This window comes from Pseudocolwellia sp. AS88 (assembly GCF_030551755.1).
Classification (GTDB): Bacteria; Pseudomonadota; Gammaproteobacteria; order Enterobacterales; family Alteromonadaceae; genus Pseudocolwellia.
Genome location: NZ_JAUPEC010000019.1, coordinates 39617 through 51815, shown reverse-complemented (window position 1 = coordinate 51815; position 12199 = coordinate 39617). Strand labels below are relative to the sequence as shown.

Genomic DNA, 12199 nt, shown 5'->3' with positions numbered 1-12199 from the left:
GCTGGAATTTAATCGCTTATTTCGAGTTCAGGTTAATTATTTTTTCTTAAATGATTTTTATAACCAACTAATCTGTCTAGATACAAAATAAATCCTAGCCTGCTAATAACAAATATTAAATATAACCACTTCTTAATTATTCATAGTTATTTAAAGTAACTATGAATAAGTGACCTTAAGTTTTCTGTAGTAATAGGTAAAACAACATAAGCTGTAAATTTATAATTAACCAAAGAAAGCATATTATCTTCAAGAATATCATTCAATAAAGCAAGTGTAGGTATATTAGAAAACTGACCTTTTAATGGTGTTGGTATAGTTTTTATATCTCGCGTACCTTCAGAGCAATCAAAAATAATTAAGTGATACTTTTTGAGTAATAGTGTTTCTTCAATTTGATTCATATCACTAATAACATCTACATAATGTTTTAAAGATAATAACTGTCTATATAAGTTTTTATTCTGTTTGTTTTGCCCTTCAATGAATAATATACGCTTAACATCTAATACCGCTATATCTTCAATTGAAGGTACATTGAAGCGACCAAGCCCTAATTCTTGTTCTTGTGATATTTTAACTTTAACTGAAGCGTGTATCATCGACTCACCCGATGGTAACTGAGCTAAGTTAATATCCCCTCCTAGCTTGTTACACAGCTCTTTCGCCATCTCCATTCTTAGATTAAATTTCTTATTTACGGGCGTTATATCAAGCTTCATATCTGCCTGATTAATAAATTGATTGGTTTTTAATACATGTAGAACAAAAACAATCGTGGCATTATTTTTATGGTGAAAATGTACCTTCACAGAAACACAAATATTTTTACTATCAAGGATTTCTTTAGCGTTTTCAGTGCATGCGATAAAAACTTGCTGCAAACGTAATTCGTCAGATTCTATAAACTGAGGAACATCCTCTTGGATCATAAACTTAATATCTTTAGTTTTCGCCTCAACAACTTCATCCATCCTTCTAAGAAACGAGATAAAATCAAAAGACTGGATATTAAGCGTTAATCGGCCAGACTCAATGCTCGACAACTCATTTAAAGTATCAACCAGTTGTTCTAAATTAAGCGCCGCACTAGATATATTGTTTATATAAGCTTTTTCTTTCTCTGGTAGATTATTTTGAGGGAATACCTCAATTAGACGTTTAATAACACTTAAAGGAGTACGTAATTCAACACTTAATGATTGTAAAAAACCTGTTTTGGCTTGATTCTCCTTATCTGATTTTTCTTTCGATATAATCAATTCACGTGTTTTTTGCGTTACACGATTGCTCAGTTCTGTAGAATAAGCTGCCATCATTAAAATCAATAATTGAAAAACAATACCACCGAACGTACCACCTAATAATGTAGCCCAGTTCTGCCATGATTTATTTTGCAAAAGCCAAGTGTTCTTTTCTGAAAGCTCAAAAGCCCACTCACGTGAAAACACATTCATTGTTTTTCTTATGGACAATCGCTCTGGCGAGTCTAGTTTACCTCCAATAATAGTAAAGTTGTTTCCCTTATCAACATCAGAAATAATTAAGTTTATATTTTCTTCATCAACATAATTCATCATGTTTTGGAAAAAAGATGACACTCTTACAACAGCAATCACTATACCAGAAACAGGTAAACTACCCTGCTGTTTGTACTGGCCAAATAAAGGTTTTAGATTATGATTAAAGACAGGTAGTGCAACTAAAATAACAGGGTTAGAGAAGTCACCTTCTATCAGATTTATTGGTAAAGTTGCTGATGCTCTACCAGTCGTTATTGCCTGTGTTATAGCATTCTTCTTATCTAAATGACTAAACAGATCAACACTTAATATTTGCTCATTTTGGTAACGTGGAAAAACATATTGAACAGGTAAATAGAGGTCAGATTTTTTTGACTTAATATTATTCCCCATAATAGTTTGCTGACTAATTACATAATGAATATCTAATACTTCCGACATATAACGTTCATAGGTACTTCGATGAACATCTTCAACAAAAGGAGCCCATTCAAACGATTCTATTTTAGAACGTTCGTTAAGAATATAAGCAGAAAATTCATAAAAAGATTCAACATTAACCAAACGACTTGCTTCAAAATAGGCTTTTAGTGAGTTTAATTGTTGCTCTATTTGTTGTAACTCTTGTTCTAACTTAACTTCGATATTCGATTGCACTTTGAAAAAGTCATCATTACGATAATGTTGATTTTGATCTTGACCGATTTTGAAAAGCAAGGCGATTGAAAGCCCACCAATAATAGAAGAAATAATAACAAAAAGTTTTTTACCTTTATTAACATTGTTTCCTGTATTCACAAATAACAAAATAGGAATACCAAAAATTGAAACAAGTACACTCAAAGACCATGTCTGACAAAATACATAAAACCAGTTAACATCAAAAGACTGAGCTGAAAGAATAGTAATCAAAATGCAAGAAAAAGCAGAAATAAGAGAGGCTAAAGGACCAACTTTATATATGAATGAGGATAGCTTTTTACGACTATCTAACCATTGAGTGTTAGTGACTAATTTATCGGTAAGTTTTTTTGCCCAAAGACCTTGTGCACAAGAAGCTAAGGTAAAAATAAGAGGAATAGAAGCTTCAAATTCAATAGAAAAAGAATAATATAATAATGTATGTAAGATAATACTGCTTAAAACGAGTGGAATTATTTGAAGTCTTCCCCACAAAATAATCACTACACTTGAAATACCTGCGGAAACCCCTAATAAAAGAATAATAGATATTGGCTTGAATATCATTGATGTTAATAAGCATACCGTCAAATACAAAAACATAGTAAATAACGAAAGATAAATTTGTTTTTTCATAAGAGAGGTAATTAACTAAAAAATATCAGGATAATGGTTCAATATACTGATGATCGTCTAAAATTTATAGGGGTTTTTCAATTACATTTTCTGTGAACTCGATACATAACAAATAAAGTATAACAAATAGCAGAATAACATTTGCAGTTATGGGGTTATTCAGGTGAGAATAAGCCTATTAAAATTCTAACATTTCTAAGCGGAGTAAATATGACATCTCGTCAAGATCTAGCTAATGCAATACGTGTATTAAGTATGGATGCAGTTCAAAAAGCAAAATCAGGCCATCCGGGGGCCCCTATGGGCATGGCAGATATCGCTGAAGTTTTATGGCGCGATTTTTTAAATCATAATCCGTCTGATCCAAAATGGGTAAACCGAGATCGATTCGTTTTATCTAACGGTCACGGTTCAATGCTTATTTATTCACTATTGCATTTAACGGGTTATGACGTATCTAGAGATGATTTGAAAAACTTTCGTCAACTACATTCTAAAACCCCAGGTCATCCTGAATACGGTTATACGCCAGGTGTAGAAACTACAACAGGCCCTTTAGGTGCTGGTATATCAAATGCTGTAGGTATGGCAATTGCTGAAAAAACTCTAGCAGCACAATTCAACCGTGAAGGTCATGATATTGTTGATCACTTTACTTATTGTTTCTTAGGTGACGGTTGTTTAATGGAAGGTATTTCTCATGAAGTATGTTCACTAGCTGGTACTTTAGGTTTAGGTAAGTTAATTGCTTTTTGGGATGACAATGGTATTTCAATTGATGGTGAAGTTGAAGGCTGGTTTACAGATAACACACCAGCAAGATTTGAATCATACGGCTGGCATGTTATTAACGTAGATGGCCATAACCCAGAAGAAATTTCAGCTGCAATTACAGCGGCTAAAGCAGTAACTGATAAACCAACTATGATTTGTTGTAAAACAATCATCGGTTTTGGCTCGCCAAACAAGTCAGGTACACATGACTGTCATGGTGCACCTTTAGGTGATGAAGAAATTGCAGCAACACGTAAATTTTTAAACTGGCCATATGCACCGTTTGAAATTCCAGACGATATTGTTGCTCAGTGGAACCAACAAGAACAAGGTCAAAGTAAACAAGCACAATGGAATGATGCCTTTTCAGCATACCAAGCTGCTTACCCAGAATTAGCTGCTGAATATGAACGACGTGTAATTAAAGGTGACCTACCTGCTGAATTCGAACAAAAAGCGAATGAATATATTTCGCAATGCCAAGAAAAAGCAGAAAACATAGCGTCTCGTAAAGCATCTCAAAACTCAATTGAAGCTTTCGGACAAATTTTACCTGAATTATTAGGTGGTTCTGCTGATTTAGCCGGTTCAAACCTAACATTATGGTCGGGTTCAAAAGGCATTCAAGAAGATGCTGCCGGTAACTACATCTTTTACGGTGTACGTGAATTTGGTATGAGCGGTATTATGAACGGTATTTCTTTGCACGGTGGCTTTATTAACTACGGTGCAACTTTCATGATGTTCATGGAATACGCTAGAAACGCAGTACGCATGTCTGCACTAATGGGGATTCAAAACATTTTTGTGTATACACATGACTCAATTGGTCAGGGTGAAGATGGTCCAACGCATCAACCTATCGAGCAATTAGCTAACTTACGTAATACTCCAAATATGGTGACATGGCGTCCAGCTGATGCAACTGAGTCTGCAGTAGCATGGAAAAACGCTATTCAACGTCAAAGTGCTCCAACGTCATTAATATTCTCTCGCCAAGGCCTACCTGCTCAATCAAGAACAACTGAGCAAGTAAACAATATAGCTAAAGGGGCATACATCTTAAAAGATAGTGTTGGTACACCTGATGTTATTTTAATTGCTACAGGTTCTGAAGTCGGTATAGCGATGCAAGCAGCTGAGCAACTAGGTGATACTGTTCGCGTAGTATCTATGCCATCAACAAGTATTTTTGATGAGCAAGACGCTGCATACAAAGAATCAGTTTTACCAGCTAGTGTTATTAAGCGCGTTGCTATTGAAGCCGCTCATACTGACTTCTGGTACAAGTATGTTGGTTTCTCTGGAAAAATCATCGGTATGACAACATTCGGTGAATCAGCTCCTGGCAATGTATTATTAGAACACTTTGGTTTCACAGTAGACAATATTGTTGAAACAGTTAAAAGTCTTTAATTTTAAGCCTTAAACAAAAGAACCTGTTATGCAGGTTCTTTTTTATTTTGTAGTTAATATGCCTATAAATATCGCCATAAATGGTTTTGGAAGAATTGGTCGTAACGTTGCTCGAGCCTTATTCGAAACGAACAGATCTGATGAATTTAATTTAGTCGCTATCAATGAGATAGCAGAGCCTGAAGGCATTGCACACTTGTTGAAATACGACTCAACTCACGGGCGCTTCCCTTTCCCTGTTGAGCTTCACAATGAGCACTTACTGATTAATGGTAAACTTACTCACTTATCTCACGAAAAACAGCTATCAACTCTTCCTTGGGCTAAACACCAAGTAGATATAGTACTTGAATGTACAGGTAAATTTGATCAATACGATCAAGGTGAGCAACACTTAAAGCAAGGTGCGAAAAAAGTATTATATTCACATCCTGCCTCAAGTGATGCAGAAGTTGATGCCACTATTATTTATGGTGTTAATCACCATATTTTGTCTAATGAACACAACATAGTGTCTAATGGTTCTTGCACAACAAATTGTGTAGTCCCTGTTATTAATGCCATTGATGATGCATTTGGTGTGGAAAGTGGAACAATAACCACCATTCATTCTTCAATGCATGATCAGCAAGTTATTGATGCTTACCACCCTGATTTAAGAAGATCTAGAGCCGCAAGTCACTCTATTATTCCTGTAGATACCAAGCTTGCTATTGGTATTGAACGTATATTACCTAAGTTTTCAGGCCGTTTTGAAGCAATTGCTGTGCGCGTACCAACCATAAACGTAACGGCAATGGATTTAAGCTTAACAGTGTCTAAAGATGTAGATATTAAAGCCATTAATCAAGCAATACAGAACAGCCAAAAAAATGGCCTACAAGGTATATTAGGTTATACCGAAGAACCTTTAGTTTCTGTTGATTTTAATCATGATCCTCATTCATGTATCGTCGACGGAAATCAAACACGTGTCAGTCACAAACGCCTTGTTAAACTATTAATATGGTGCGACAACGAATGGGGCTTTGCTAACAGAATGTTAGATACCGCTAAAGTTATGGCAGACACACTAAACAAATAACAGTAAAAATTTATTTTATAAAATTATAAGGATCCAAAATGTCTATTATTAAAATGACAGATCTAGATTTATCACAAAAACGTGTACTTATCAGAGAAGACTTGAACGTACCTGTTCAAGATGGAAAAATCACTTCAGACGCTCGATTAAGAGCTGCATTACCAACATTAAAACTTGCTTTAGAAGCGGGTGCTAAAGTAATGGTTATGTCTCATTTAGGTCGCCCTACTGAAGGTGAAGCTAATGATGAGCTTTCATTGCAACCTGTTGTTGATTATCTAGCAGCAGCATTAAACTTCCCTGTTAGATTAGAAAAAGACTACTTAAATGGTGTTGAGTCTGTTGCTGGTGAGTTGGTTGTATTTGAAAATATACGTTTTAATGTTGGCGAAAAAGCCAATGACGAAGCGCTATCTAAAAAGTTAGCCGCATTATGTGATGTTTTTGTAATGGACGCTTTTGGTACAGCTCATCGCGCACATGCTTCTACACACGGTGTTGCTAAATTTGCACCTATCGCAGCATCAGGTCCTTTATTATCAGCTGAATTAGAAGCATTAGGTAAAGCACTTGATAACCCTGCTCGCCCATTAGTTGCCGTTGTTGGTGGTTCAAAAGTTTCGACTAAATTAACTGTTTTAGATGCATTATCTAAAATTGCTGATGTACTTGTTGTTGGTGGTGGCATTTCAAACACTTTCGTTGCAGCAGCAGGAAATGAAGTGGGTAACTCTTTATATGAAAAAGATTTGATCCCAGAAGCTCAACGTTTATGTAAAGAAACTGAAGTTATCTTTGCTCAAGATGTAACAACAACTAAAGTAGGCTTTAGTGACTGGACTCATGACGCAGCTACTGAAATAAAAGAATTATCAGATATCAGTAGTGACGATGATATTATTGATTACGGACCACGATCTGCAGCAAAAGCAGCAGACATATTAAAAAATGCGAAAACAATTCTTTGGAATGGTCCATGTGGTGTATTTGAAATCGATGCTTTTGCTAAAGGTACTGAAGTTATAGCTCGAGCTATTGCAGAAAGTGAAGCTTTCTCAATTGCTGGTGGCGGAGATACGTTAGCTGCTATTGATAAATTTGATTTAGCCGATCAAGTGTCATACATCTCGACGGGTGGTGGTGCATTTTTAGAGTTTGTTGAAGGAAAAGTATTACCCGCAGTAGAAATTTTAGAACAACGCGGAAAATAATTTCTTACTTATCTAACCTCAGCTCAAAATAGCAAAGTTACTCAATAAGCTATTTTAGGGAATGTTGTGACATTCATTATAACGAGTTGAGGTTATCTAATTAAATCTATCCAAAAACTCGGGTATTTAATAATGAAAGTTACGTTATTAAATACCTTTTTTATTCCCTTAATTTATTTATCTTTAAAACCTCCCTTTTTGATAATTTCAACTATAGTTATTCAGTAACTATATTTTCTACTTTTAAAACTCAATTTAAGTCAGAAAATTATTTTCAATAAGTTCTATTTTGTCTTTTGGTAATAAAATAAATCAATAAACACAAAGTCAATTTAATGCTTTCAAATCACTTTTACATATCAATTACCTATAAATCCCCTCTTAATATACCTATCTTGTTAAACAAAATATAAAGCTACAGCCCACTAAAAAACAAAAAATTAACAAAAAATTAACACTTTTTAACAAGATCTCTTTTTATAATAAAAAACATCATATATAATCAATTTGTTTCAAAATATTACCAACTTAAAATAAAGGATATGAAAATGGAAATGATTACTGAATGGTTTTCTGCTAACCAAGATCAACTCGTACAATATGTTATAGATTTTGCTATCGCTATCGCGATCATTATTATTGGTAAATGGGTTGCTAGAGTTGTTAGCAACACCGTTATCAAAGTATTACTTGCTAAGAACATTGATAAAGCTGTTGCAAGCTTTGTTGGTAGTATTTTATTTAGCTTAATATTCTTCGTATCGATTATCGCTGCGATTTCACACATGGGCTTCAATACAACATCTCTTGTTGCAATTATTGGTGCTGCAGGTTTAGCTGTAGGTTTAGCACTACAAGGTTCTTTATCTAACTTTGCTTCTGGTGTTTTACTTATTGTTTTAAAACCTTTCAAAAGCGGCGACTTTGTTGAAGTAGCAGGCAGTGCGGGTGTAGTTGAAGAAATTCATATTTTCTCAACTCAATTAAAGTCTGGCGATAACAAAACTCTTATTATCCCTAACTCAGCTATTACAAGCGGTACAATCACTAACTACTCAACTAAACCTACTCGTAGAATCGACTTAGTTATTGGTGTAAGCTATGACGCAGATCTTGCTAAAACTAAAGAAATCTTAGCAAAAATTGCTAACGAACATGAATTAGTATTAAAAGATCAAGCTGTAACTATCGGTGTAAGCGAATTAGCTGATAGTTCTGTTAATTTAGTGCTTCGTCCTTGGGTTAAATCAGCAAACTACTGGCCTGTATACTTTGATTTATTAGAAACAATCAAGGTTTCTCTTGACGAAGCTGGTATTGAAATCCCTTACCCACAAATGGGTTTGCACATGAATAAAGAAGACTAATATGGACCAAAAATTAATTGTAGCCGCTGCTCTTGGCTTAACATTATCTAGCTCGGTAGCGTTAGCTGCTGAGCCAGCTGAAAAATCGGCAATTTCTTCTTCTGCTGAATTAGGTATGCTTTTTAAGACGGGTAACACGAAAAGTGTTGATTTAAAAGGCGGTTACGATTTTAAATACGAGAAGGATCTTTGGCGTAGTACTCTTGCTTTTGACATCTTAGTTAAAAAAGCTGATCAAGAACAAGATGATGGTACTGATGAATTCGAAACAACAGACAGAAAGTGGTCAATAGTTTCAAAGACAAATTACATTCTAAACAAGTCTAACAAAAGCTATGTTTATAGTGATGTGTCTTATGAAGACAACAGTATTACGGGTAACTTCGACAACCAAAGCTCTTTTTCACTTGGTTTAGGTCGTGAATGGTATAAAAGTGAAACATCATCATTTTTTGCCGATATCGGTCCTGGTTACAAACGAGATGTAATTAAAGATACATCAGAAGTTAACACTGCTTTTATTGTTCAAGCTCAAGCGCTTTATATAAGACAAATCAATGAGCATGTTGAATTTAAGCAATCAGCAAGTGCTAAATATGCACCAAAATCAGGTAAGAATAGTGTTTTTAATGCTGAGTCTTCATTAACAACTAAGTTAATTGAAACTCTACAATTAAAAGTATCAATCAAACTTGATTACAATACTGAAGTTGATGATGATATTAAGAAACTTGATACACAAACAGCGATTACGTTGGTATATAGTTTTTAATTAATATTAAAACATTTCGATCTAATAAAACCGCATACATGTTATGCGGTTTTTTATTTTTGTATATCTTTGAATAGCTTCCCAAATAACAACCATCCAATCTTAGTATTGCTTTAACTAACTTAACCACTTGTAATTTATTATTTATTTTTAATAAAAAAATACAATTTAATTGATAAAAGTTAATGTATTAACCTTCTCAAAATAGGAGGATATATGCCATACCTTAACTGTGATATAGAAATCACTTGAGATAATTAACTATAAAAGTTATATACTTAAGTTATAACTATACAAAGTATTATTGATCTCATGAATATTTCAAAAATCGATTTAAATCTCCTCATTTATTTAGACGTTTTATTAAGAGAAAAAAATGTCACCCGTGCTGCTGGCCAACTTAATATTACACAACCAGCCATGAGCAATGGTTTAAAAAGATTAAGAGTGTTATTCAATGACCCCATTCTTGTAAGAACTTCTGATGGTATGGTTCCTACTGAACGCTCTAGAGCATTAGCACCTACTATAAGAAAGATTTTGTTAGAACTTGAAGAAGCTCTGCAAGGTGAAGAAGAGTTTAACGAAGAAAACAGTCAACGTGTCTTTAGAATTATGGCAAGTGACTATGCAGCTTCCACCTTATTACCTAATCTTTTAAGAAAGATTAATAAAATAGCGCCTAATGTAACTATTGATATTATGACACCTAGCGACGTAACATTTCATGATGTTGAAGCAGGAAAAATTGATATGGCTATCAATCGTTTTGATGAACTTCCACAGTCATTTCATCAAAAAACCGTTTGGAAAGACAGTTTTTCATGCTTAATTAGCGCTGATAATCCTATTGCAGCGGATTTTAATTTGAGTACCTATTTATCATCTAAACACGTTTGGGTTTCGAAAACTGGTTTTGGTGTTGGTGTGGGAATGAATCCTAAAGACGTACAAAAATTAGGATGGGTTGATGAAGCTCTAGCCCGACTCGGTAAAAAACGCGATATTAAAGTATTCACCCGTAACTACAATGTAGCAATGCAATTAGCTTATGAAGATGGATTAGTGGCAACACTTCCAACTAAAGCAGCAATGATTCATAAGAGTGAAGATAAATACACAATAATAGATCCACCTTTCGATATTCCAGATATTGAATTAAAAATGATCTGGAGCCCTCTTCTTCATCATGATGCTAGCCATATATGGTTTAGACAATTAGTGATAGAAGCCGCTTCAGAATGCTAAACACAGTTAGGTAAGTTAATTGAAAGATGTAATTTATAGCATTCTAGCTATTGCTGGTTGCGTTTTAATTGGTAAATTTATTGCTTATACTCTTGGAGGCTTACCTTCAAGTTTGTATGGCTTAATTTGCTTCACGCTATTATTACATTTTAAAGTTTTATCAGCAGATAAAATCAAATCAAGCATCGAATGGATAATGAAAAATATGATTGTTTGTTTTGTGCCGGCAGGTGTAGGGATTATTGAGCATTTTGACTTAATTAAACAACACGGCTTTGCTATTGTTTTTATTATATTTATCACTACATTTCTTCTTATTACTGTTATTGGTGTGTTATTTGAATTAAAAATCAGAAGACAAAATAGCACGCAAACTACAGAAAATCTGAGCGAGTGAAATAGCAAATGGCCTACACAGATCAATTACTTTCAGTAGGCATGTCGACCTTACTTATCGTTTGTACCTTAGGTATTTATCAGTTTTTTGCATTAATGCAATCTAAGGTAAAAGCTATATGGCTTAACCCTTTACTGTTCTCAATAATCGTTATTTCTGCTGGTGTAATCTATCTAAAAATGCCATTTAAAGAGTATTTTGGTCATACTCAATTATTAACTTCACTTATAGAACCCGCTGTAGTCGCATTAGGATTCCCACTATATCAACATTTAAATACGATAAAACGCCAACTCAGCACCTTACTGTTATTATTTACATTAGGCGTATTTATCGTTATATCGGTTAGTATGATACTAACCGTATGGCTGATAGCTATCCCTGAGGTTGCAGTATCTTTATCGTTAAAATCTGTAACCACGCCTATTGCACTTTCTCTTGCGGATGCTTTAAATGGAAATGCTTCTATCACTGCTTTTGCAATTATCTTAGCTGGTTTCTTTGGTGCAATGTTTGGCCCTGCCTGGTTAAATTTTATTAATGTCAGGTCAGCTGAAGCTCAAGGTTCAGCAATTGGTGCGGCAAGTCATAGTTTGGGCACTGCTACTATCAATAAAATTAGTTATCAACACTCTGCTTATGGTTCTTTGGCACTTATTTTATCAGCGATAATTACAGCCATTGTGAGCCCATTTTTAATCCCATTTATGTTTTATTGTTTGAGTTAACCGTTAAAAACGTATAAAACTTTAATAATATCTAGGTTAAAAAAAACATTGTTACCCTCTGTTCTAAATTCATTGTCTAATAAAAATAAAATATAGAGCTTATATCTACAATTAAAGCCACTAACGCCCCCGTAAACTATGTTACAAAACGTTTATTTTGACTCAATAATTACTTATTTAAATACAACTCTCATTTAATATATAAAAAATTGGGATTTTTTTATAAAAACTTCGTTCATATCTTATATGAGTAACTTCAACTCGAGTTAAGCTATTTTACTCAATAATGCTATTTAAGAGACTATCTATGTTATCAGTAGGTATTTGGTTTTTCTTAGGAATAAAAAACATCTTTTTACGGC

Annotated in this window: 9 protein-coding genes; 8 read left to right on the top strand and 1 reads right to left on the bottom strand. The window is 34.1% G+C overall.

Going from position 1 to position 12199, the window contains the following annotated elements; genetic code table 11:
• Window positions 1-146: 146 nt before the first annotated feature.
• Window positions 147-2840, bottom strand: a complete 2694-nt coding sequence (locus tag Q5N69_RS13315; RefSeq protein WP_304369464.1) for a CHASE domain-containing protein — start codon at window positions 2838-2840, stop codon at window positions 147-149.
• Window positions 2841-3050: 210 nt separating this feature from the next.
• On the opposite strand from Q5N69_RS13315, the gene tkt reads away from it, so the two are divergent.
• The 8 genes from tkt (at window position 3051) to Q5N69_RS13275 (ending at window position 11837) form a co-directional block, all read left to right on the top strand.
• On the top strand, window positions 3051-5030 hold the full coding sequence (gene tkt, locus Q5N69_RS13310) for a transketolase (RefSeq protein WP_304369463.1): 1980 nt from the start codon (window positions 3051-3053) through the stop codon (window positions 5028-5030).
• A gap of 58 nt (window positions 5031-5088) precedes the next feature.
• Window positions 5089-6114, top strand: a complete 1026-nt coding sequence (gene epd / locus Q5N69_RS13305) for an erythrose-4-phosphate dehydrogenase (RefSeq protein WP_304369495.1) — start codon at window positions 5089-5091, stop codon at window positions 6112-6114.
• A gap of 38 nt (window positions 6115-6152) precedes the next feature.
• Window positions 6153-7325: a phosphoglycerate kinase gene (locus tag Q5N69_RS13300; protein WP_304369462.1), complete on the top strand. Its 1173-nt coding sequence runs from the start codon at window positions 6153-6155 to the stop codon at window positions 7323-7325.
• Window positions 7326-7873: 548 nt separating this feature from the next.
• Entirely contained in the window at window positions 7874-8692 is an 819-nt protein-coding gene (locus tag Q5N69_RS13295) for a mechanosensitive ion channel family protein (protein WP_304369461.1), read from the top strand.
• 1 nt (window position 8693) lies between these two features.
• Window positions 8694-9464, top strand: a complete 771-nt coding sequence (locus tag Q5N69_RS13290) for a YdiY family protein (protein WP_304369460.1) — start codon at window positions 8694-8696, stop codon at window positions 9462-9464.
• A gap of 312 nt (window positions 9465-9776) precedes the next feature.
• Window positions 9777-10712 (top strand): LysR family transcriptional regulator, encoded by a 936-nt coding sequence (locus Q5N69_RS13285; protein ID WP_304369459.1) that lies wholly within the window; start codon window positions 9777-9779, stop codon window positions 10710-10712.
• A 19-nt stretch (window positions 10713-10731) separates the two neighbouring features.
• Entirely contained in the window at window positions 10732-11109 is a 378-nt protein-coding gene (locus Q5N69_RS13280; protein ID WP_304369458.1) for a CidA/LrgA family protein, read from the top strand.
• An 8-nt stretch (window positions 11110-11117) separates the two neighbouring features.
• Window positions 11118-11837, top strand: coding sequence for an LrgB family protein (locus tag Q5N69_RS13275; RefSeq protein WP_304369457.1), 720 nt, complete (start codon window positions 11118-11120; stop codon window positions 11835-11837).
• Window positions 11838-12199: the final 362 nt, after the last annotated feature.